The sequence below is a fragment of the Burkholderia sp. IO2 genome (assembly GCF_029522185.1).
In the GTDB taxonomy this organism is placed as follows: Bacteria; Pseudomonadota; Gammaproteobacteria; order Burkholderiales; family Burkholderiaceae; genus Burkholderia; species Burkholderia cenocepacia.
The window spans coordinates 1-23300 of the sequence record NZ_JAKWFH010000040.1 but is presented as its reverse complement, the minus strand read 5'-3'; the positions used below and the strand labels follow the sequence as shown (position 1 = coordinate 23300).

General features: G+C 67.7%; 18 protein-coding genes. 8 read left to right on the top strand and 10 right to left on the bottom strand.

Translation table 11 applies throughout. From position 1 onward, the window contains the following. Positions 1–347: 347 nt before the first annotated feature. The 3 genes from MMB92_RS23815 to MMB92_RS23805 are packed head-to-tail and all read right to left on the bottom strand — an operon-like array spanning position 348 to position 4410. Positions 348–1982 (bottom strand): GMC family oxidoreductase N-terminal domain-containing protein, encoded by a 1635-nt coding sequence (locus MMB92_RS23815; protein WP_062910214.1) that lies wholly within the window; start codon positions 1980–1982, stop codon positions 348–350. 3 nt (positions 1983–1985) lie between these two features. Further along, the gene (locus MMB92_RS23810; RefSeq protein ID WP_277562975.1) at positions 1986–3482 is read right to left on the bottom strand and encodes an aldehyde dehydrogenase family protein; all 1497 of its coding nucleotides are present in this window, start codon (positions 3480–3482) and stop codon (positions 1986–1988) included. Between the two features lie 19 nt (positions 3483–3501). Further along, the gene (locus MMB92_RS23805) at positions 3502–4410 is read right to left on the bottom strand and encodes an MBL fold metallo-hydrolase (protein WP_062910216.1); all 909 of its coding nucleotides are present in this window, start codon (positions 4408–4410) and stop codon (positions 3502–3504) included. A gap of 334 nt (positions 4411–4744) precedes the next feature. Here MMB92_RS23805 and MMB92_RS23800 point away from each other — a divergent pair, with 334 nt between their 5' ends. Together MMB92_RS23800 and MMB92_RS23795 are read left to right on the top strand one after the other, a co-directional pair. After that, a complete protein-coding gene (locus tag MMB92_RS23800; protein ID WP_277562974.1) occupies positions 4745–6400 on the top strand; it encodes a methyl-accepting chemotaxis protein in 1656 nt (551 codons plus the stop codon). Positions 6401–6484: 84 nt separating this feature from the next. After that, positions 6485–7264: an enoyl-CoA hydratase/isomerase family protein gene (locus MMB92_RS23795; protein WP_277562973.1), complete on the top strand. Its 780-nt coding sequence runs from the start codon at positions 6485–6487 to the stop codon at positions 7262–7264. A gap of 30 nt (positions 7265–7294) precedes the next feature. Here MMB92_RS23795 and MMB92_RS23790 read toward each other — a convergent pair whose 3' ends face one another. The 7 genes from MMB92_RS23790 to MMB92_RS23760 all read right to left on the bottom strand — a co-directional run bounded on the left by MMB92_RS23790 (position 7295) and on the right by MMB92_RS23760 (position 14624). Continuing rightward, on the bottom strand, positions 7295–7498 hold the full coding sequence (locus MMB92_RS23790; protein ID WP_277562972.1) for a hypothetical protein: 204 nt from the start codon (positions 7496–7498) through the stop codon (positions 7295–7297). A gap of 56 nt (positions 7499–7554) precedes the next feature. Continuing rightward, a complete protein-coding gene (locus tag MMB92_RS23785; RefSeq protein ID WP_277562971.1) occupies positions 7555–8286 on the bottom strand; it encodes a LysR family transcriptional regulator in 732 nt (243 codons plus the stop codon). A gap of 230 nt (positions 8287–8516) precedes the next feature. Beyond that, positions 8517–9698 (bottom strand): CoA transferase, encoded by a 1182-nt coding sequence (locus MMB92_RS23780; RefSeq protein ID WP_062910218.1) that lies wholly within the window; start codon positions 9696–9698, stop codon positions 8517–8519. A gap of 18 nt (positions 9699–9716) precedes the next feature. Further along, complete coding sequence (locus MMB92_RS23775; protein ID WP_277562989.1) at positions 9717–11672, bottom strand: AMP-binding protein; 1956 nt, start codon at positions 11670–11672, stop codon at positions 9717–9719. A 12-nt stretch (positions 11673–11684) separates the two neighbouring features. Continuing rightward, positions 11685–12890 carry an acetyl-CoA C-acetyltransferase gene (locus MMB92_RS23770; RefSeq protein ID WP_038454915.1) on the bottom strand — a complete coding sequence of 402 codons (1206 nt, stop codon included), beginning with the start codon at positions 12888–12890 and terminating at the stop codon, positions 11685–11687. Positions 12891–12974: 84 nt separating this feature from the next. Further along, a complete protein-coding gene (gene fabG / locus MMB92_RS23765; protein WP_062910220.1) occupies positions 12975–13724 on the bottom strand; it encodes a 3-oxoacyl-ACP reductase FabG in 750 nt (249 codons plus the stop codon). Positions 13725–13748: 24 nt separating this feature from the next. Further along, the gene (locus MMB92_RS23760; RefSeq protein ID WP_062910221.1) at positions 13749–14624 is read right to left on the bottom strand and encodes a MaoC family dehydratase; all 876 of its coding nucleotides are present in this window, start codon (positions 14622–14624) and stop codon (positions 13749–13751) included. 241 nt (positions 14625–14865) lie between these two features. Here MMB92_RS23760 and MMB92_RS23755 point away from each other — a divergent pair, with 241 nt between their 5' ends. From MMB92_RS23755 to MMB92_RS23730, 6 genes are all read left to right on the top strand, one after another. Next, positions 14866–16017 carry an acyl-CoA dehydrogenase family protein gene (locus tag MMB92_RS23755; RefSeq protein ID WP_009692199.1) on the top strand — a complete coding sequence of 384 codons (1152 nt, stop codon included), beginning with the start codon at positions 14866–14868 and terminating at the stop codon, positions 16015–16017. A gap of 242 nt (positions 16018–16259) precedes the next feature. After that, positions 16260–16454, top strand: coding sequence for a hypothetical protein (locus MMB92_RS23750; RefSeq protein ID WP_062910222.1), 195 nt, complete (start codon positions 16260–16262; stop codon positions 16452–16454). 273 nt (positions 16455–16727) lie between these two features. Further along, complete coding sequence (locus MMB92_RS23745) at positions 16728–20246, top strand: pyruvate carboxylase (RefSeq protein WP_277562970.1); 3519 nt, start codon at positions 16728–16730, stop codon at positions 20244–20246. 471 nt (positions 20247–20717) lie between these two features. Next, on the top strand, positions 20718–21470 hold the full coding sequence (locus MMB92_RS23740) for a helix-turn-helix domain-containing protein (protein ID WP_009692201.1): 753 nt from the start codon (positions 20718–20720) through the stop codon (positions 21468–21470). A 7-nt stretch (positions 21471–21477) separates the two neighbouring features. Continuing rightward, entirely contained in the window at positions 21478–22266 is a 789-nt protein-coding gene (locus tag MMB92_RS23735; protein WP_062910224.1) for an IclR family transcriptional regulator, read from the top strand. A 93-nt stretch (positions 22267–22359) separates the two neighbouring features. Then, positions 22360–23073: a nitroreductase gene (locus MMB92_RS23730; RefSeq protein ID WP_062910225.1), complete on the top strand. Its 714-nt coding sequence runs from the start codon at positions 22360–22362 to the stop codon at positions 23071–23073. Positions 23074–23300: the final 227 nt, after the last annotated feature.

The window sequence follows — 23300 nt, the reverse complement described above, 5'->3', positions numbered from 1 at the left end:
CCCGGCGGGAAGTGCCATGCGTGTTATCCATTAAGCGTGGCTTCCCGACACGGACGGAACGGGTACCCGCCTGCGGGTTTGACCGGATGGAACTATCGTCACCGCCCGATCAATTTATCGTTCGTTAGTTAGGCAAATGAATCTATGGCTAAGACACCGGATCAGCGTGCCGGCTGTACGATGTTTTGAAGTACGGAAACACGCAATGCGGCAGGTGGAACGTGCGCCGCGCAATGTTACGGAACGGCCCCGGCACGGTTTCCGCGACAGCGCCACGGGCGGCGAAAACGGCAGGCCGCGCAACAGCCCCCGCTTGCCGCCATCAAGCTGTATTGTTAACCGTGTGCTCACAATGCGGTCTTCGCATCCTCGACGAGCATCGCGGCGGCCTTCTCGCCGATCATGATCGTCGCGGCATTGGTCGGACCCGAGATCGGCACCGGCATCACGGACGCATCGGCGACGCGCAGCCCCTGCACGCCGCGCACGCGTAGCCGCGCATCGACCACCGCCATCGGATCGCTGTCGGAACCCATGCGCGCGGTACCGTTGTGGTGATAGACGGTGCCGCCGCGCTGACGCGCGAACGCGAGGATCTCGTCGTCGGTCTGGACGTCCTTGCCGGGGAACATTTCGTCGACGTAGTACGACGCGAAGGGCCTGGCCTGCAACACAGCGCGCGCCATCTTGACGACAGCCACCATCGCGCGCTGGTCCGATTCGTCGGTCAGGTAGTTCGGCTGCACCTCGGGCAACTCGTCGATGTTCGTGGAGCGCGCCTTGACCCAGCCGCGGCTGTCGGGCCGCTGCTTGTGGCCGCCCAGCGTCATGCCTGGGTAGCGATCGAGCAAGCCGGGCAGGCCTTCCTGATAGCTGCCGGGCGTGAATGAAACCTGCAGGTCGGGGCGCGCCAGTGCCGGTTCCGAGCGAAAGAAAAAACGCATCGGCACCGGACCCATGCTCAGGATGCTCGGCTGGCCGAGGAAGTAGCGCGCGATCTCGCGGGCCAGCGGCAGGCCACGCCCCCGCTCGTTGAGAGTTGGGACACCCTGCACCTTGACCGCCACGCGCAGGTTGAAGTGGTCAACCAGATTGGCGCCGACGCCAGGCAGCGCGATCTGGGTCTGCACGCCGATCACGCGCAGATGCGCATCGTCGCCGATGCCAGAGATCTGCAGCAGGCGCGGCGTGTTCAGGGCGCCCGCCGCGACGATCACCTCGCGGTGAGCGCGCACCTCGCGCTCAGGAGCGCCGCTGCCGCCCGCGCGGTATCGCACGCCGGTCGCGCGCCGGCCGTCCAGCAGCACGCGGGTGGCGGGGCTGTCCGTGCGCAGCGTGACGCGACCGCTCCGGATGGCCGGATGCAGGTAGGCGCGTGCCGCGCTCCAGCGGCGCGGCGCATGGCCGCGCGTGTCGATCATGAAATGCCACGGCCCGACGCCGTCCTGCGCTTCGGCGTTCGAGTCGGCCACGTACGGATAGCCGAGGCTCTTGACCGCTTCGACGAACAGGTCGCACAGCGGCGCCGGCATGATCGGGTCGGTGACGATCAGCGGCCCGCTGCGGCCGCGGTAGCGGTCGTCGCCGGGCCCGATGCGCGTCTCGGCCTTCCTGAAGTAGGGCAGCACGTCGTCGTAGGACCAGCCCGGATTGCCGAGCGCGGCCCAGCCGTCGAAATCCGCATGCTGCCCGCGGTTGTACACCATCCCGTTGATCGAGCCCGAGCCGCCCACCACCTTGCCCTGGGTCAGCTCGATCGTGCGTCCGTCGGTGCCCGCGATCGGGCCGCTGCGAAAGCGCCAGACGAGCCGGTCGTTGAACAGGTTCTTGATGTAGCCCGCCGGGATATGGATGAACGGGTTGGTGTCGGGCGGCCCGGCTTCCAGCACGCACACGGTATGGCCGGCTTCGGCAAGCCGCGCGGCCACCACGCTGCCGCCGCTGCCCGCGCCGACGACGACGTAGTCGAAGGTTTCGCTCATGGGTCAGGCATCCAGATTGAAATTGACGGTCTTCAGTTCGGTGAACGCCTCGATCGTCGACCAGCCGCCTTCGCGGCCGACGCCCGAGCGCTTGATGCCGCCGAACGGCGCGTTCGGAATGCTGGCGAAGCCGTTGACGCCGATCGCGCCGCTTTTCACCGCGCGCGCCACGCGGAACGCGCGGCTGACGTCGGTGGTGTAGACGCAGCCGGCGAGCCCGTATTCGCTGTCGTTGGCGATGCGCACGGCTTCGTCTTCCGTATCGAACGGAATCACCGACAGTACCGGGCCGAAGATTTCCTCCTGCGCGATCCGCATGTCGTTGCGCACGTTCGCGAACAGCGCCGGCTCGACCCAGTTGCCGTTGCCGAGCGCGCCGCCCGGCAGGCCGCCGCCGGCGAGCAGCGTCGCCCCCTGCGCGACGCCGCTGTCGACGTACTCGAGCACGCGCGCCTGGTGACGCCGCGAAATCATCGGCGCGGACGTCGTCGCCGGGTCGAACGGATCGCCGAACCGAACCTTGCCGAGCTGTTCGCGCGCGTGATGCAGGAATTCGTCGACGATCGAACGATGCACGACCGCGCGCGACGGCGTGGTGCAGACCTGGCCCGACAGGAACGTCGAGCAGAGGCCCATCAGCGCCTGCGCGGTGGCCGCCACGTCGCGCGTGTCGGGAAACACGAGCGCCGCGCTCTTGCCGCCGAGTTCGAGCGACAGGCGCTTCATGGTTGGCGCGCTGGCCACGGTGATTTTTTCGCCGACGAGCGGGCTGCCGGTGAACGTCACCTTGTCGACGCCGGGGTGCGACGTCAGCGCCGTGCCTGTTTCGGTCGCGCCGGTGACGAGGTTGAACACGCCGGGCGGCAGGTCGCTGTCGGCGAGGATCTGTGCGAGCCGGCTCACGGCGAGGTTGGTGAGCTCCGACGGCTTGACGACCACGGTGCAGCCGCAGGCCAGCGCCGGCGCCACCTTCATCGCGAACGTCATCACCGGGCCGTTGTACGGCAGGATCGCCGCGACGACGCCGACCGGGTCGCGGAAGGTAATGTACTGCATGTTCGACGCGCCGGAGAAGATCGGCAGCGTGTCGCCATTGATCTTGTCGATCCAGCCGAGGAAATGATCGAAGATGTCGGCGGCGGCTTTTGCCGATACGCGCGACTGACGGCTGAAGGTGTACGGAATGCCGTTGTCGAGCGTCTGCAGTTGCGCGATTTCGTCTTCGGCCGCATACAGCTGCTCGACGATCGGCTGCAACAGGCGCTTGCGATCCTGCGCGCGCATGCGTGGCCACGGGCCCGCGTCGAACGCCTTGCGCGCCGCGGCGACGGCCAGCGCGACGCCGCGCGTGCCGGCTTCCGCGAAGCTGGCCATGACTTCGTTGGTGCACGGATTGAGCTGGTCGAAACGCGCCTCGGGCCAGTCGAGCCACTGGCCGTCGATGAACAGGCGGCCCGGGCGCACCCTCAGCGCGTCGAGCCGGGAAACGAGACTGAGCATGGAATCGAGTCGGTCAAGGTCAAGGTAAAGGGCGTGACTTCTGCACGCCGGTGAACACATAGTCGCCGTTCGCGTCCCTGCTGATCCGGCCGAACGACGGCGCACAGAAATGCGTGCAGGTGAACAGCGTCGGGCTGCCGTCGAGGCGCGACAGCAGCGCGTGCCGCGTCGCCGACGATTGCGCGTGATCGTAGTCGAGCACCAGCGCCATGTCGGGCCGCGCGATCTGCACTGGGTGATGCATCGCGTCGCCGCCGATGATGAACTGCTCGGTGCCCGCATCGACCGCGACGGCGATATGGCCGATCGTGTGCCCGGGCGTGGAGAACACCGAGATGCCGTCGCCGAGGTCGGTGTCGCGATCGATGAAGTTGGCGAGTCCCGCATCGACGACGGGCCGCACGGATTCATGGAACGAGGTGTTCTGCGCGTCGTACATCGCGTCGTCGGCGTCGCCCTGTTGCGCGAACGCGTATTCGGCCTTGCCGAAGTGGTAGGTCGCGTTCGGAAAGGTCGGCAGCCAGCGGCCGTCCTGCTTGTAGGTGTTCCAGCCGACGTGATCGAAATGCAGGTGCGTGCACAGCACGTCGGTAACTGCGTGGCGGTCGATGCCGGCCTGTTCCAGCGTGGCCAGGAATTCCAGCTGCAGATTGGCGAACGCGTCGAAACCCGCGATGTCCTTGTCGTTGCCGACGCAGGTGTCGATCACCAGGATGCGCTTGCCGGTTCGCACGATGAAACACTGGCTGACGGCGTGCATGCGGTGTTGTTCGTCCACGTAGGGCGGCTTCATCCACGGAATCGACTTCATCACGTCGGGCGTCGCCTCGGGCAGCAGGGCGCCGAGAATCCCGCTGATGTCCATCTCGACGATCTGCACGACTTCCGCATGGCCGATCCGCGAGCGAATGGTATGCAGCAACGGCATGGTGGTTTTCCTCGGAGTGGGTTGCACGACGGATCACGCTGAACCGCACGCCGGCGGCGCGGCGTGCGCGCCGGTCGATCGCCCATTCGATCACGGCGCATGCCGTTGCCGCGGCATTTCCGGCGCACTGTTTCGTCCTTCGAAAGAGAAAGCCGTGATGCCGTGCAACACGCGCGCTTCCAACCCCCGGAACAACGCGCGCGCCGCATTGCGGATCGCCGCGCACCGGGCCTTTAATGCAGGGCAACGGCAGCGCAACCGCATGTGTTGCACGGGATGGCAAGCGCGCCCGATGCGAGCTGTCCATCCATAACAACGAGGAGATGCCACCACAATGAAGCTGTCATTCAAGCAGAGGCTCGGGTTGCCGCTGGTCCTGAGCCTGTTCTGCCTTATGCTGCTGTCGGTCATGGATGCGTACCGTAATCGCGACGTGCGTCTCGAGGAGCGCAAGTCCGATCTCGTGCATGCAACGCAGATCGCGCTGGCCACGATCGAGTTCTACGCGAAGCGGGCCGACGCGGGAGAGCTGAGCGCCGAACAGGCGCAGAAGCAGGCGATGGACGTGATCCGCGGCCTGCGCTACGGCGAAGCGGGCAGCGGCTATTTCTCGATCGTGAATTCGAGGGGCGTGGTGTTGATGTATCCGTTCGATGCCTCGATCCAGAACAAGCCGTTGAGCGAACTGAATCCGAAGGCCGCTGCCATCGTCCAGCAGCAGATCGAGCTGGCAGCGCGAACCGGCAGCGGATTTCAGCGCTTCGACTATCCGAAGGAAACCTCCGGCGTGACGACGGACGCCCCGCGTATCGCGTATGTCGATATGTACCGTCCATGGGACTGGGTGATCAATACGAGCCTGTTCGTCGACGACATCGACAGCGCGTTTCAGGCGAACCTGCTGCAAAGCCTCGGCATCCTTGCGCTGATCGCGCTGGTGCTGAGCGGCATCGTCGTGGCGCTCAATCGCGGCATCGCGCGGACGATAGGCGGCGAGCCCGGCGATGCGGTCGAGATTGCCGGGCGAATCGCGGCCAACGATTTCACGGCCGCCATCGCGACCGCGCCGGACGACCGCGGCAGCCTGCTCTATTCGATGAAACGCATGCAGGCGAATCTGTCCGGCGCCATCAACGGCATCAAGGCGAGCGCGGATTCGATCGCCTCGGCGGCCGCGCAGATCTCGGCCGGCGATCTCGATCTGTCCCGGCGCACCGAGATGCAGGCCGCGTCGCTGCAGGAAACCGCGGCGAGCATGGCGGAACTCTCGTCGAGGGTCGGCCAGAACACCGACAACGTTCGGCAGGCGAGCCAGGTCGCAGTACAGGCCGTGCAGTCGGCCGAGCGCTGCAATGGCGTGGTCTCGCAGGTGGTCGAGGCGATGGGCAGCATCGATGCGAGCTCCGGCAGGATCGCGGAGATTGTCGGCATCATCGAAAGCATCGCGTTCCAGACCAACATCCTCGCGCTCAATGCCGCCGTCGAAGCCGCGCGTGCAGGCGAGCAGGGGCGCGGCTTCGCCGTCGTCGCATCGGAAGTGCGTTCGCTCGCTCAGCGCTCGTCGTCGGCATCGAAGGAAATTCGGGACTTGATTCACGAATCCGTCGGACGCGTCAGGGGCGGCGTGGAACTCGTGAACGACGCGGGCACGTCGATGGCGGAGATTGTGCAGGCGATCTCGCGTGTGACGGCCTTGATGGAAGAAATCGCAGCGGCCTCGGTGGAACAGGGGCACGGCATCGATCAGGTCAACCAGGCCGTGTCGGAAATGGACCGGGCCACCCAGCACAATGCCGCCTATGTCGAGGAAGTCGCCGCCGCTGCGCAGTCGCTCGACGATCAGAGCAAGCAGCTCGTCGCGATGATTTCGAATTTCGTCGTGCACGAAGTCGACACGCCGCCGACGCCGGAGGTGGCGCCGACGTCGCGGGATGGTGCAGCCGCGATCGCGCGACGTCCGCTGCCCGCGAGCGAGTCCTATGCGATGTAGCGCTGGACGCGCTGCCGCGATCGCCGGGAACGATCGCGCGGCGCCACCCGGCTTAAACCGGCTCGGCCGAACCCAGGAGACAAGATGTCGAACACGTTGCTGACAGACGACTCGACGCCCGGCGTTCGCGTCGTCACGCTGAATCGTCCCGAGCGCATGAATGCGCTCGACGGCGCGACGCTCGCGGCGCTGAACGACGCGGTGCGCACGGCCGACGATCCGGGCCGCGAGATTCGCGTGATCGTGATTCGCGGCAGCGGCCGCGCGTTCTGCGCAGGCAACGACCTGAAATGGCTCGCGAGCGGCGTGCTCGCCGATCCGGCCGCGCACATGCGGCACCAGGACCTGATGCAGGATACGTTCGCGCGGATGGAGGCGTCGCGGCAGATCGTGATCGCGTCGGTCAACGGTTATGCGGTGGCGGGCGGCTTCGAACTGGTGCTGGCGTCCGACATCGTGGTTGTCGACGTACAAGCGGAACTCGGCGACGCGCATCTGCAGCGCAACCTGCTGCCGAGCGGCGGCGGCTCGCAGCGGCTGCCGCGCAAGATCGGACTGGCGCGCGCGATGTATTACCTCGTCACGAGGCGGCGCATGACCGGGCGCGACGCCGAGCGCATGGGGCTCGCGTCGCTGGCGGTGAGCGGCGCGGAACTCGATGCCGCGACGATGCAGCTGGCCCGCGAGATCGCGCGGACCGATGCCGATGCGCTCGCGGCGATGAAGCAGATGACGCGCCGCGCGCTGGAGATGCCGCTGAACGACGGGCTGACGATGGAGCGCTGGATGCAGTATCGCTACCGGACCGAATCGCCGTCGCTGGTGGCGTCGGTGCAGGATTTCGCGCAGCGCGACCGCGGTTGAGCGGCGGCTGGCCGCGCGGCGTGCACGCGGTCAGGACCGTCTGACGCGCCGCTTGCGCGGCGCCGGCGCGACGGAAGCGGCAGGCGCGCCCGCGTGCGTGGCCGTGTCGGCGGCCAGCCGTTCGCGTTTCCCGACGAGGAAATCCATCAGCGCGCGCACCTTCGCCGGCATCTGCTCGCGCGACGGCGTGTACAGGTAGTAGCCGGGAAACGGCTTGCACCACGGCGCGAGCACGCGCACCAGCGTGCCGGCATCGAGGTGTTCGTGCAGCGCGATGTCCTGGTGCTGGATCAGGCCGATACCTTGCAGCGCGCGCGTATCATCCCGTCGTCGTCGTTCGTGACCACGCTGCCCTGCGGCTCGACTTCGAACGCGTGCCCTTCGACCTCGGACGACGTGAATTCCCAGCGATAGATCGCGCCGCTCGTCGTATGGCGATAGCACAGGCAGTTGTGGCCGATCAGGTCGGCGGGCGTGGCCGGCGTGCCGTGACGCGCGAAATAGTCCGGCGAGCCGGCCACGACCATTTCGAGCATCGGCGTGATCGGCACGGCCACCATGTGCTCGGCCAGGCTCTCGCCGAGCCGGATGCCCGCGTCGTAGCCGTCGGCGATGATGTTCGACAGCCCGTCGTCCATCACGAGTTCTACCCGCAGCAGCGGATAGCGCGCCATGAATTCGCCCGGGTGCGGTTCGAGCAGCGTGCGCGCGGCCACGCGCGACGTGTTGATGCGCAGCAGCCGGGACGGTTCGTGGCGGACTTCGTGCAGGTTGCGGATCGCCGCCTCGATCGAGCCGAATGCCGGCCGCAGCGTGTCGTACAGCCGTTGGCCGTCCTCGGTCAGCGACATGTCGCGCGTGGTGCGGTACAGCAGCTTCACGTTCAGCTGCCGTTCGAGCGCTTTTAGGTTTTGCGACAGCGCGGCGCGCGACACGCCCATTTCGGCGGCGGCCTTGGTGAAGCTCAGATGGTGCGCGATGTGCACGAACCAGGCGAGCGAAGGGAGCTGGGACGGATCCATGATGCCATTGTCAAGTGTGACTGACGAATATAGTTGAAATTCGATGGCCAGGTAATCGGCGAAATGCCGATGTCGGCCGGGCGGCGGGAAGGGGAATCAGGCGGGAAGCGGGAAGCGCCGGCGCGGCGCGCCGCGCGGCCACGCGGGCCGTGAACCGGCACGCGTGCATCGAGACAGGCAGAGACCGCGCGCACGGGCCGGCGGCGCGCGCGACGACGCGGCCGGTCCGGTCAGACGATCTTGCGCGATCGCAGCTCGGCCACCGCGCGTGCATCGAACCCGATGCCGGCGAGGATTTCATCGGTATGCTCGCCGGTCAGCGGCGGTCGCATGCGGATTTCCGGCGGCGTGCGCGACAGCGACACCGGCGTCGCGAAGATCGGCACCTTCTTCGGCGCGCCGGGATAATCCACCCAGCGGATCACGTCGGCGGCCTTGATGGTTTCGTCCTCCAGCGCCTGGCGCGGCGAGTTGACCGGGCTGGCCGGGATGCGCGCCTGCTCGAGCGCGGCCAGCGCCTCGGCGAGCGTCTTGTCCGCACACCATTCGCTCATCAGGTCGCTCAGGAACGCACCGTTCTCGCCGCGCAGCGTATCGTCGGCGAAGCGCGGATCGTCCAGCAGTTCCGGGCGGCCCACGAGCTGCGTCCAGCGCTTGAACATCGGCCGGCCGATCACCTGCGTGATGAACCAGCCGTCCGTCGCCTTGAAGATGTCGGACGGCGCATAGCCGGACGCGCGGTTCAGCGTGGCCTGCCGATCGAGCCCGAGCAGCGCTTCCTCGATCAGCGCGCCGCTGGCCATGTTCAGGCCCGTGCACAGCAGCGATGCGCTGACTTCCTGCCCCTGGCCGCTGCGCTGGCGTTCGTAGAGCGCGAGCATCACGCCGAGCGCGCACGAAAACGCCGTCGCGAAGTCGACCACCGGCACCATCGCCTTTTGCGGCCGGTCGGGCGTGCCAGCCATGTAGACGGCGCCGCTGAGCGCCTGCCCGACCCCGTCGAAGCCGACGCGGTCGCGCACGGCTTCGCTGTTGCCGAACGCGTTGGACGCGACCAGGATCACGTCGGGCTTGATCGCGCGCAGGCTGTCGTAGTCGAGCCCGAGGCTCTTGAGCGTGCGCGGCGGCATGTTCGCGATCACCACGTCGGCATCGGCGACCAGCCGGCGCACGATCTCGCGCCCTTCGGGGCTGTCGAGATCGAGCGTCATCGAGCGTTTGTTGCGATTGACCTGCAGGAACAGCGCGCCTTCGCCGTGTTCGGTCACGGGCACGATGAAGCGATCCTCGCCGCCGCCGACGCGGTCGATGCGGATCACGTCCGCGCCGTAGTCGGCGAGCAGCGCCGAGCAGAACGGCCCGGCGATGAAGCGTCCGAAATCGAGGACCTTGATGCCTTCGAGTACTTTCATGTTTCGTTTGCAGTAGGGTCAGGCGGAGGTCGCGGCCGCGCGCACTTCGTCGAGCGCGCCGGGATTGTCGAGCGACGACAGGTCGCCCGGCGACTGCCCGCAGTACATGCTGCGGATCACGCGCCGCATGATCTTGGAACTGCGCGTCTTCGGCAGCTGCGCGACCACGTGCACGCGGCCCGGCCGGAACGGGCGGCCGAGCCGCTTGTCGACATGGCCCGACACGAGTGCCTCGAGATCGGCGCCGGCGATGGCGGCGTCGGGCTTCGGCACGATGAACACGACGAGCTTCTGCCCCTTGTCCGCATCGGCCACGCCGATCGCAGCGGCCTCGGCCACGTCCGCCAGCTCCAGCACGACTTCCTCGACCTCGGCGGGCCCGAGGCGCTTGCCGGCGACCTTCAGCGTGTCGTCGGAGCGACCCATCATGAAGTAGTTGCCGTCGGGCGTGCGCAGCGCGAGGTCGCCGTGCACCCAGATGCCGGGAATGGTCTGCCAGTAGGTTTCCAGATAGCGCTCGTCGTCACGCCAGAACGATTGCGTCATGCCGACGAACGGCGCGCGGATCGCCAGCTCGCCGACTTCGCCGGTCACGCTGACGCCGTCGGCATTCACCACGTCGGCGGCCACGCCAGGCGACACGGTATTGAAGCCGCTCGGCGGAATCGGCCGGATCGGCACGCTCGCGAGCAGTGCGCCCGACGCCTCGGTGCCGCCGGTGTAGTTGATGACGGGCGCGGTGCCGTCGCCGAAGCGCTGCAGGAACCAGTTGAAATGCTCGGGCGCGATGCCTTCGCCGGCCGTGATCAGCAGGCGCACGGTCGAGCGGTCGCCTGCCAGCGCCAGCGCTTCGTGGCTGGCCATGCCGCGGATCAGCGTCGGCGCCGAGCCGAAGTGCGTGACGCGGTGGCGCTCGACCACGCGCGACATGCGCGACCAGTCGGGATAGTCGGGCGCGCCGTCGTAGCACACCAGGGTCGCGCCGCGCAGCAGCGCGCAGCCGAGTACCAGCGTGCCGGCGATCCAGCCCATGTCGGCGGGCCAGCAGTAGACGTCGCCGGGATGCACGTCGAAATGGACGAGCGAATCGTGCGCGATCTTGATCGGGAAGCTGCCGTGCGTATGGACCACGCCCTTCGGCTTGCCGGTGGTGCCCGACGTATAGATCACCATGAACGGCGTGTCGGGCGTGACCGACACCGGTTCGATGGCGTAGCCCGCCGCGGCGCGTGCCGTGTCCCGCCAGTCGAGGTCGCGTGCGTCCTGCGCGGTGTCGCCTTCGCCGCGCTTCCAGATCACGTGTTCGAGCAGCGGCAATTGACGCCACGCGTCGCGCAGCGCGCCCTGGACGTCCACGCGCTTGGTGCGGCGCGAGAAGCCGGTCGACGCGATCACGATGCGCGCTTCGGCCGCCGACAGGCGCGCGACGATCGCATCGACGCCGAAGCCGCTGAACAGCGGCACGACGAGCGCGCCGAGATGCACGATCGCGAGCAGCGAGACGGTCGCCTCGATGCCGTTCTCCATCAGCAGGCCGATGCGGTCGCCCTGCTTGACGCCGCGCTGCGCGAGCCCCGCCGCAAAATCGCGCACGCGCTGTTCGAGTTCCGCGTAGGTCAGCTCGCTCACGCTGCCGTCCTCGCGCTCGGCCACCACGGCCTTCTGCTGCGCGGTAGCGGGGTGGCGGGCCCAGCCGTAGATCGTGTTGACCCAGTTGAGCCTGCCGCCGGGGAACCAGCTCGGAAACTGCGGGCCGCGCGACAGGTCGACGTAGCCCGTGGGCGGCACGTCCCACGCGATCGCGCATTCGCGCATCACGGTCTGCCAGTAGCGCTCGGGCTCGTCGATCGACACGCGCATCAGTTCTTCATACGACGGCACGCCGAGCGCGCGCATCAACGTCACGATGCCGGCGTTCTGCAGCTCGCGCTGGCCGGGGTGCCACGCGCGGGCGGATTCATGGTCGGTCATGATCGGTCTCCTTGCTCAGGCGCGCTCGACGATCATCGCGATGCCCTGACCGCCGCCGATGCACATCGTTTCGAGGCCGTAGCGCACCTTGCGGCGCTGCATCTCGTGCAGCAGCGTGGTCGCGATGCGCACGCCCGTCGCGCCCACCGGATGACCGAGCGAGATGCCGGAGCCGTTCACGTTGAGCTTGTCCTCGAGCGCGTCCATCGAGCTGCCCCAGCCCTTGACGCAGGCGAGCGCCTGGCACGCGAACGCTTCGTTGAGCTCGATCAGGTCCATCTGGTCGAAGCGCAGGCCCGTGCGTGCCAGCACCTTCTGCACGGCAGGCACGGGACCGATGCCCATGCGCGCCGGATCGCAACCGGCAGCGGCCCAGCCGACCAGCCAGCCGATCGGCGTGAGGCCGAGTTCGTCGAGCTTGTCCTCGGCGACGATCAGGCAGGCGGCGGCCGCGTCGTTCTGCTGGCATGCGTTGCCGGCCGTGACGACGCCGTCCTTCATGATGGTGCGCAGTCTGGCGAGGCTCTCCGGCGTCGTATCGCCGCGCACGCCTTCGTCCTGCGCGACGATCAGCGCGTCGCCCTTGCGCTGCGGCACCGATACGGGAACGATCTCGGCGTCGAAATGGCCGGCCTGCTGCGCGGCCGCGGCGCGTCGATGGCTGCGCGCGGCGAACCGGTCGGACGCCTCGCGCGTGATGTCGTACTCGCGCGCCAGCGTCTCGGCCGTCTCGATCATGCCGCTGATGCGGCCGAAGCGGCTTTCCGGCTGCGAGCGCTCGCGGCCGCGGTCGAGCCGGTCGTGCATCGTGACCGAACCGGCGCGCTTGCCCCAGCGCATGTCGGTCGTATAGAACTCGACGTTGCTCATGCTTTCGACGCCGCCGGCCATCACGACGTCGGCCGCGCCGGTCTGCACCATCATCGCCGCGGTGGCGAGCGCCTGCACGCCGCCGCCGCAGCGCCGGTCGAGCTGCATGCCGGCCACTTCGATCGGGAAGCCGGCCTGCAGCGCGACCCAGCGCCCCGTACACGGCGTCTCGCCGCTCGCATAGCTTTGCGCGAACACGACGTCGTCGAGGCGCGCCGGGTCGAGCCCGGTACGCTCGACGATGGCGCGCGCGACGGTGGCGCCGAGTTCCTCGACGGGAACGCCCTTCAACGTTCCGCCGAACGCGCCCACCGGGGTGCGCAGCGGAGAGACGATGGCTGCTCGTTTCATTTGGAATGCCTTGTGAATGTCGTCAATGATCGGCCACCGTCGCGCGCGTGTCACGCGCCGGCGGCCCGGGTCGTGGCGGCGGGATCAGCCGTAGCGTCCGCCGGTCACATGCAGCACTTCGCCGCTGATGAAGCCGGCGCGCTCGCTGGCGAGGAACGCCACCGCGTCGGCGATGTCGTCCGGACGTCCGACGCGCTTGATCGGCTGCGCGGCCACCGCACGTTCCTTGATCGTTTCGTAGGTCGGTAGCGCCTGCACCATTTCCGTTTCCATGAAGCCCGGTGCGACGCAGTTCGCGGTGATCCCGTAGCGGCCTTCCTCCATCGACAGCGCCTTGGCCATGCCGATCAGGCCGGCCTTGGCGGCCGAGTAGTTGGCCTGCGTCGGGTTGCCGAGATACGCACGCGAGCTGATGTTGATGAGCCGGCCCCAGCCCTGCTCGATGAAGTGCGGCATCACCGCCTTTGCGGCCAGGAACGCGCCCTTGAGCATCACGGTCATCACGAAATCCCAGTCGTCCTCGCTCATCTTCACGAGGTACTTGTCGCGCGGCGCGCCCGCGTTGTTTACGAGGATGTGCACGCCGCCGAAATGCGCGACCGTTTCATCGACGAGGCGCTGCACGTCGGCCGCAAGCGTGATGTCGCCGACGATGCAGTGCGCGGCGAGCCCTTCGTCCTGCAGCGCTCGGGTGGTCGCTTGCGCCAGCTCGGCATTGATGTCGGTGACGACGACGCTCGCGCCTTCCTGCGCGAGCCGGCGCGCGGTGGCGGCGCCGAGGCCGCGCGCCGAGCCGGTGACGATGGCGACCTTGCCGGTCAAACCCAGATCCATGTGTGTCTCCTGAAGAATTGCGTGTCAGCGCAGGTCGACCCGCGCATTGCTCAAAACCACCACGTTGCGCTCCACGGCCGTGACGCGCAGCGAAACCGTATGGCCGCGCACCCACATCTCGGTGCGCAGCGTGTCGCCCGGCCACGCCGGCGCGGTGAAGCGCACGCGCATGCCCGCGAAGCGCGTGTCGTCGTAGGCCAGCACCGTGCGCAGCACCGCGTGCGCGGCCACGCCCATCAGCGCCATGCCGTGCAGGATCGGGCGCGCAAAGCCGGCCGCCGAGGCGACCGCCGGATCCGCGTGCAGCGGATTCAGGTCGCCGCTCAGACGATAGATCAGCGCCAGGTGGGCGGGCGTGCTCAGCTCGCACACGTGGTCGGGCGCGCCGTCGGGCATCGCATGGGGCACCGGCAGCGGCTCGGTGCTGCCGCCTTCGCCGAACCCGCCGTCGCCGCGCAGCAGGCTCAGCTGCACGACGGTCGCGAGCAGGCGGCCCGTGCCGGCATCGGCGATCTCGCGCGTCTGCTGCAGAAACGCGCCCTTGTCCGCGCCTTTGTCCCACAGGCCGGTGATGCGCGTCGTGCCCGTGACGCGGCCGCTGGCCGGCAACGGCGCGTGAATCCGGATCTCCTGTTCCGCATGCAGGATCTTTTGCCAGGTGATGCCGGTGTCCGGCTCGCGTGCCCAGAAACCGGGATACGCGAGCACGTTCGCCATGGTCGGCAGCGCACGCAGCGCCGTGCCGTCGCGGCCTTCGTAGACGTAACGCAGTTGTCCCGCGTCGAGCGGATCGGCGCCGAGGCCCACGCCGAGCGCGTAGAGCTGCGTATCGCGCAGCGAGTACGCATGCTCGATGGGCAGGAACGGACGGGACAGCAGGTGATCGGGCTGGAGCGGCATGGCGAACGTGACGGCAGTGGATTCGAGTGCACACGATGGAACCGTGCGGTGTCCGGGTCAACGGATCGGCGCAGATTGTTCCGTACCTTGGCAGGCGCCCGGGCCGCAGTGCTCGCGGGGCCAATGCCGGCCGTGCCGGCGCCATTTCATTCTTCGGAACGTTTTTGGCCGCGCAATTGTTTCGGGCCGGCCGCCGGCGCAGCATCTCATCGTTTTCCTTATCTTTTTCAGGCGCACCGACATGATTCGCGATCAAGAAACGCTCAACGGCCTGCTCGACTCCATCGCCCGGTTCGTGCGCGAGCGGCTCGTGCCCAACGAGGAGCTCGTGGCCGAAACCGACGAGATTCCCGACGACATCGTCGCCGACATGAAGGCGCTGGGCCTGTTCGGCCTGACGATTCCGGAGCGCTTCGGCGGCCTCGAGCTGACGATGGAGGAGGAGGTGCTGGCGGTGTTCGAGCTGTGCCAGGCTTCGCCGGTGTTTCGCTCGCTGCTCGGCACGACCGTGGGCATCGGCTCGCAAGGCATCCTGTTCGACGGCACGCCCGAGCAACAGGAGAAGTACCTGCCGCGCCTCGCGACCGGCGAGCTGATCGCGTCCTTCGCGCTGACCGAACCGGAAGCCGGCTCCGACGCGGCGTCGCTGCGCACCACCGCGATCCGCGACGGCGACGACTACGTCGTGAACGGCACCAAGCGCTTCATTACGAACGCGCCGCATGCGGGCATCTTCACGCTGATGGCGCGCACCAACCCCGACGACAAGGGCTCGGGCGGCATCTCGGCGTTCATCGTCGATGCGAAGTCGCCCGGCATCAGCTTCGGCAAGCGCGACAAGAAGATGGGACAGAAAGGCGCCCATACCTGCGACGTGATCTTCGACAACGTGCGCGTGCCGGCCGCGAACCTGATCGGCGGCAAGGAAGGGCAGGGCTTCAAGACGGCGATGAAGGTGCTCGACAAGGGGCGTATCCACATCGCGGCCGTCTGCGTGGCCGTGGCCGAGCGGATGCTGTCGATGGCGCTGGCCTATGCGATGGAGCGCAAGCAGTTCGGCAAGCCGATCGCCGATTTCCAGCTCGTGCAGGCGATGCTGGCCGACAGCAAGGCCGAGATCTACGCGGCGCGCTGCATGGTGCTGGACGCGGCGCGCCGGCGCGACGACAAGCTGCCGGTCAGCACCGAGGCGTCGTGCGCGAAGCTGTTCGCGTCCGAGATGTGCGGCCGCGTGGCCGACCGCGCGGTGCAGATTTTCGGCGGCGCCGGCTACATGGCCGAATATGCGATCGAGCGTTTCTATCGCGACGTGCGGCTGTTCCGCATCTACGAGGGCACGACGCAGATCCAGCAGATCGTGATTGCGCGGAACATGGTGCGCGACGCGCAATAAGGCGCGGTGCGCGGCCTCGCCATTTCAAAATCAAAACCTCAATTTCAGAATTGAACGAATTTTGAAACCGCTTTTGAACGCTCTCCACGCGAGTCGGGGCTGTCCGCTGGAGATCCGATGTGGCCTGCTTTTTGCGTGATCGAACCTCGACGCATTCGGCGCCCGCCGGTCGCGCAGGAATTCCCTGAGCCGGACGGGCCTGACCGAAGAGCGAAAAGCTTCTATCAACGTAAGGTGATGCAATGACTGGCTACCCAAAGCGAAATGGCGTACCGCAGGACGATGCGCACGGGCTCGAGCACGAGCGCGGGGCGGCACGCGTCCGGGCGACGCCGCAGCCCGGCGACCGCCCGCGCGATGCGAACTGGGCGTGGGCGCGATCCGGGGCAGGTTACGACTGGATGGATCACGCGCCGCTTTTCGAGTACCGCGACTGAAGTCGTAGCGGGCCGCGTCGTGGCGCGAGCCCAGCCTGTGCCGATAGACGACCGGCCGGCCGGTCTCCTTTTTGTCTGCCCGGTTGGTCGGCTGGATGCTGTTCGTCGTCGCGCCGTCGATAGCGGTTATCGGGCGATATGACGACGATGTCGACTGGCGAAAGCCGGGACGAAGCAACCCCGTGTGACCGACGCGACGATCCGTCGCCGCCCCGTGAATCGGACAGGCGGAGGAAGGCGCGTCGGCGAACCCTCATTCAACCATTCACATCCATGGCTGCCGTGACGCCTACCCCCATCCAGTCCATCCTGATCGCGAACCGCTCGGAAATCTCGATTCGCGTGATGCGTGCCGCCGCCGAGCTGAACATGCGTACGGTGGCGGTGTATTCGAAGGAAGACCGCCTTGCGCTGCATCGCTTCAAGGCCGACGAGAGCTACCTGATCGGCGAAGGCAAGAAGCCGCTCGCCGCCTATCTCGACATCGACGACATCCTGCGCGTCGCGCGCCAGGCCAGGGTCGACGCGATCCATCCCGGCTACGGCTTCCTGTCGGAGAACCCCGATTTCGCGCAGGCCGTGATCGACGCGGGCATCCGCTGGATCGGCCCGTCGCCCGACGTGATGCGTACGCTTGGCAACAAGGTCGCGGCCCGCAATGAGGCGATCGCGGCCGGCGTGCCGGTGATGCCGGCCACTGCGCCGCTGCCGGACGATCTCGACGCGTGCAAGGCGCTGGCTGCCGAGGTCGGCTATCCGCTGATGCTGAAGGCGAGCTGGGGCGGCGGCGGGCGCGGCATGCGCGTGCTGGAAAACGCGCAGGACCTCGAGACGCTGCTGCCGGTCGCACGGCGCGAAGCGCTGGCCGCGTTCGGCAACGACGAGGTGTATGTCGAGAAGCTCGTGCGCAACGCGCGGCACGTCGAAGTGCAGGTGCTCGGCGACATGCACGGCACGGTCGTGCATCTGCACGAGCGCGATTGCACGGTGCAGCGCCGCAACCAGAAGGTCGTCGAACGCGCGCCGGCGCCGTATCTCGATCGCGAAGGCCGGCACGCGCTGTGCGAAGCGGCGCTGCGGCTGATGCGCGCGGTCGGCTATACGCATGCGGGCACCGTCGAATTCCTGATGGATGCCGACACGAACCAGTTCTACTTCATCGAAGTGAATCCGCGCATCCAGGTCGAACATACGGTAACCGAAATGATCACCGGGATCGACATCGTGAAGGCGCAGATCCGCATCACGGAGGGTGGCCGGATCGGGCTGGCGGAAGACGTTGCGGACAGCGCCGGCGCGCTCGTCGAGCGCGCGGCCGGCGTGCCGGCGCAGCAGGACATCCCGCTGAACGGCCATGCGCTGCAATGCCGGATCACGACCGAGGATCCGGAGAACGACTTCCTGCCCGACTACGGCCGGCTCACCGCCTACCGCAGCGCGGCGGGCTTCGGCGTGCGGCTCGACGCGGGCACCGCGTACGGCGGCGCGGTGATCACGCCGTACTACGATTCGCTGCTCGTCAAGGTCACCACGTGGGCGCCGACCGCGGCCGAATCGATTCATCGGATGGATCGCGCGCTGCGCGAATTCCGCATTCGCGGCGTCACGTCGAACCTGCAGTTTCTCGAGAACGTGATCAATCATCCGGCGTTCGTCGCCGGTGACGTGACGACGCGCTTCATCGACAGGACGCCGGAACTGCTCGCGTTCGCGAAGCGCGGCGACCGCGCGACGAAGCTGCTGCGCTATCTCGGCGAACTCAACGTGAACGGCAACGCGGAGATGAACGGCCGCACACTGCCGGCGCTGCCGTTGCCGAAGCCGGTGCTGCCGAAGGTCGATACGGCGCGGGCGATTCCCGCCGGCACGCGCGATCGCCTGCGCGAGCTCGGCCCGGAAAAATTCGCGCAGTGGATGCTCGAGCGCAAGCAGGTGCTGCTGACCGACACGACGATGCGCGACGCGCACCAGTCGCTGTTCGCGACGCGCATGCGCACGGCCGACATGCTGCCGATCGCGCCGTTCTACGCGCGCGAACTGTCGCGGCTGTTCTCGCTCGAATGCTGGGGCGGCGCGACCTTCGACGTCGCGCTGCGCTTCCTGAAGGAAGACCCGTGGGAGCGCCTTGCGCAGCTGCGCGAGCGCGTGCCGAACATCCTGTTCCAGATGCTGCTGCGCGGCTCGAACGCGGTCGGCTATACGAACTATGCGGACAACGTCGTGCGCTTTTTCGTGCAGCAGGCCGCGAGCGCGGGCGTCGACGTGTTCCGCGTGTTCGATTCGCTGAACTGGGTGCGCAACATGCGCGTGGCAATTGATGCGGTCGGCGAGAGCGGCATGCTCTGCGAAGGCGCGATCTGCTACACCGGCGACCTGTTCGACGCGTCGCGCTCCAAATACGACCTCAAGTACTACGTCGGCATCGCGCGCGAACTGCAACAGGCCGGCGTGCACGTGCTCGGCATCAAGGACATGGCCGGCATCTGCCGCCCGCAGGCGGCCGCCACGCTCGTGAAGGCGCTCAAGGAGGAAACCGGGCTGCCCGTGCACTTCCATACGCACGACACGAGCGGCATTGCCGCCGCGTCGGTGCTGGCAGCGATCGGCGCGGGCTGCGACGCGGTGGACGGCGCACTCGATGCGATGAGCGGCCTCACGTCGCAGCCGAACCTGTCGAGCATCGCGGCGGCGCTCGCCGGCAGCGAGCGCGACTCGGGGCTCGATCCCGATCGCCTGCACGAAGCGTCGATGTACTGGGAAGGCGTGCGTCGCTATTACGCGCCGTTCGAATCGGAGATTCGCGCGGGCACCGCCGACGTCTATCGTCACGAGATGCCGGGCGGCCAGTACACGAACCTGCGCGAGCAGGCGCGCTCGCTCGGCATCGACCATCGCTGGACCGAAGTGTCGCGCGCATACGCGGACGTGAACCGGCTGTTCGGCGACATCGTGAAGGTCACGCCGACCTCGAAGGTGGTCGGCGACATGGCGCTGATGATGGTCGCGAACGACCTGAGCGTCGACGACGTGCGCAACCCGGACAAGGACATCGCGTTCCCCGAGTCGGTCGTGTCGCTGTTCAAGGGCGAGCTCGGTTTCCCGCCGGACGGTTTCCCGGCGGAGCTGTCGCGCAAGGTGCTGAAGAGCGAACCGCCGGCGCCGTACCGCCCCGGCGATCAAATGCCGCCCGTCGATCTCGACGCGGTGCGCGTGCAGGCCGAGGCCGCGTGCGAGCAGCCGCTCGACGACCGGCAACTGGCGTCGTACCTGATGTATCCGAAGCAGACGGTCGACTACTACGCGCACGTGCGTGCGTACAGCGACACGTCGGTGGTGCCGACGCCGGCGTTCCTGTACGGCCTGCAGCCGCAGGAGGAGGCGGCGATCGAGATCTCGCCGGGCAAGACGCTGCTCGTGTCGCTGCAAGGGCAGCACGCCGATGCGCAGGACGGCATCGTGAAGGTGCAGTTCGAGCTGAACGGCCAGCCGCGCTCGGCGCTCGTCGAGCAGAAGACGGTCGTGCAGGCCGGCAAGGAACGGCACGGGCTGCAGCGCGCCGATCCGGGCAACCCGCTGCACGTGGCCGCGCCGATGCCCGGTTCGGTGGTGACGGTGGCCGTGCAGCCGGGCCAGCGCGTGACGGCCGGCACGACGCTGATCGCGCTCGAGGCGATGAAGATGGAAACCCATATCGCGGCCGAGCGCGACTGCGAAATCGCGGCCGTGCATGTGAAGCCCGGCGAGCGCGTCGCGGCGAAGGATCTGCTGATCGAGCTGAAGGGCGGGGCGTAACGCGGGCGGTGGCGGCGCGGCGGATCGCTGTCGCGCCGCGCTGTCGGGCCTTTTCGGCATTCGTCTGACGTTCCGTACTTTGATTCGTCGCGCCGCGCATGTTCCGTCTCGAATTCGGAGGAAAAGCACCGCTCCGGACTGCGGGCGGCGGGTTCTCACGCTGCAGGCTGTTTCAAAGTACGGAACATATCGGCACTACAATTGACGGGTTTCCCGGTTGGCTTCTCTAATGAAGCCATCGGACGGTCGCATGCCGCGCGCGCCGCCACCCGGCGTGGCGGGCCGCGCCGACCGACCGGTACACGCAAGTTCACGGCCGCTTCCAGAGCCGGATCGAGACAAACGGAGCCATCGATGTCGCCGCAGTCGAACCGGGCAGCGCTGCCCCTGTCAGGACAGGAAAACGCGGGTTGGCACGAGGGGCCCGCCGGAAACAGCGAGCGTCCGGAAGGCGGCCCCGCATCCGGCGCGATGGTCGTTCCGCTCGCGCGCAGCCTCGCGATCCTCGCCGCGTTTTCGCCGCACGAGCCGTGGCTCGGCAATCAGGAACTCGTGATCGAGACGGGCATCCCCGCACCGACGGTGTCGCGGATGGCGCGCTCGCTCGTCGCGCTCGGCTATCTCCACTATTCACCGCAGCGTCGCAAGTATCGGCTGGCCGCGCCCGTGCTGTCGCTCGGCTATGCGGCGATCGCGCATTCGAACGTGCAATTGCTGGCGCGGCTCGAGATGCAGGCGTTCGCAAACGCGAACGAAACCTACGTGATGCTCGGCACGCGCGACCGCCTCGACGTGATCGTGCTGGAGACGTGTGCGGGCAAGCCGGCCTCGGTCGATCTCAAGCTGTATGCGGGCACGCGGCTGCGCATCGCGTCGTCGCCGATGGGCTGGGCCTTGCTGGCCGCGCTGCCGGAACTCGAGCGCTTCTACCTGCTCGGCAATATCGAGCGCAAGACCGGCCGCGACTGGCCGACCCTGCGCCGCCGCATCAGCGAAGGCATTTCCCAGGTGCACAACGTCGGCTACTGCATGTCGCTCGGCGAATGGGAGCCGGACCTGACGATCCTCGCGGTGCCGCTGGTGGTGCAGGATCACACGCCGCTCGTGCTGGCCTGTGTCGGGCGCAGCGCCCGGCTCGGGCGCGCGCGCGTCGAACGCGAACTCGGGCCGAGGCTGGTGGCCGCGGCCCAGCATCTGCAGGAGCAGGCGGTCGTGACCGACTGACACGCCCATGAACCGAACCGACAAGCAACATGGCGTCACGCTGACCGTCGAGCGCGGGCTCGAGGTGCTGCATGCGTTTCGCGCGGCGCGAGCGCCGCTGTCCAACGCGGAACTGGTGCGGCGCACCGGGCTGCCGAAGGCCACGGTATCGCGGCTGACCACGACGCTGATCTCGATCGGCTACCTGCGCCGGGTCGGCGGCGGGCGGCAGTTCGAACTCAGTGCCGGCGCGTTGAGCATCGGCCACGCCTATCTGGAAGCCAATGCGGTCACGCGCCTCGTCGCCCCGGTAATGCAGAAGCTCGCCGACAACCTGAACCTGTCGGTTGCGCTCGCAGTCCCGTATCGGCTCGACATGGTCTATATCGCGTGGCGCGCAAGCGCGCGAATCGCGACGCTGCGGCTCGGCGTCGGTTCGCTGCTGCCGATGGCGACGACCGCGGTCGGGCGCGCCTATCTGTACGGGCTGCCGGAAGCGACGCGCGCGCCGTTGATGGCCGAATTGCTCGATGCGGCGGGCGACGATGCGCCTACCGTACGCGAGAACCTCGATGCGGCGTTCGAGGATCTGCGGCAGTCGGGCGTGTGCATGTCGGTCGGCGAGTATCAGCGCAACGCATACGGCATTGCGCTGCCGATCGTGGTCGGCCGCACGCAGACGCTGATGGCGCTGAATTGCGGCGCAGTGGAACTGGAGCCGGACATGGCGGCGATCCGCGAGCGCGTGACGCCCGAGCTGAAGGCGGCCGCCAGGACGCTGTCGTTCATCCTGAGCGACGTCGACTGCGAGCCTTGATGACGATCGGATTCAGTGTGCCCATGTCGTCGTTATGACTAACTAATGGTAGTTCCAATCGAAATGCATGGTACCGCTAACCGGAGACGTGGGATGCAGGCGCAACGCGACGGGAGAAATGCAGGCGACCGCTCGGCAGCCGATGTGGAAACGCTCGAACGCATGGCCGCCGAGCGCTTCACGTGCCGTGCCTATTTGCCGGACGCGGTGCCGACCGACGTGATCGAGCGCATCGTCGAGATCGCGAAACGTGCGGCGTCGTGGTGCAACGTGCAGCCGTGGCATGCGATCGTCACGTCGCGCGACACGACCGAGCGTTTCCGCGCGGCGCTCGTTGCGCATGCGGCGCAGCATCCCGGCATCGACGCCGACATGCCGTTTCCGGACGAATATCGCGGCGTGTACGGCGAGCGTCGGCGGGAAGTCGGCTATGCGCTCTATGCGGCGCTCGGCATCGCGCGCGACGACCGCCCGGCGCGCGAGCGACAGGTTGCCGAGAACTTCCGGCTGTTCGGCGCGCCGCATGTCGCGCTGCTGACGATCCCGGCCGAGCTGGGGCCGTACGCGGCGCTCGATTGCGGCGCGTTCGTCGCGTCGTTTCTGCTGGCGGCGCGCGCACACGGCGTCGCAACCACCGCACAGGCGGCGCTCGCCCATCATGCGCGGTTCATTCGCCGCTATTTCGGCATCGGCGACGAGCGCCGGTTCGTCTGCGGCATCGCGTTCGGTTATGCGGACATGACGCATCCGGCCAACGCGTTCCGCTCGACGCGCGCCGCCACCGAGGACGTGATGCAGATGGTTTGACGCTCGCCGTTCCCGTCGATTCGCGGCGTGCGAACGCATGGCGCGAGCGAACGGCCCGATCGACGAATTCGACCGGCAGTCACGCATGCCGGCGCCCCAAACAGCAACCATCTTGAGACAGCCCATGTCATGCGCAATTGAAATCCGGCTGCCAACGCTCGCCAGTGCGAGCGATGGCGTTGAGCGTGATGAGCAGCTTGCGCATGCATGCGACGAGGGCGACCTTC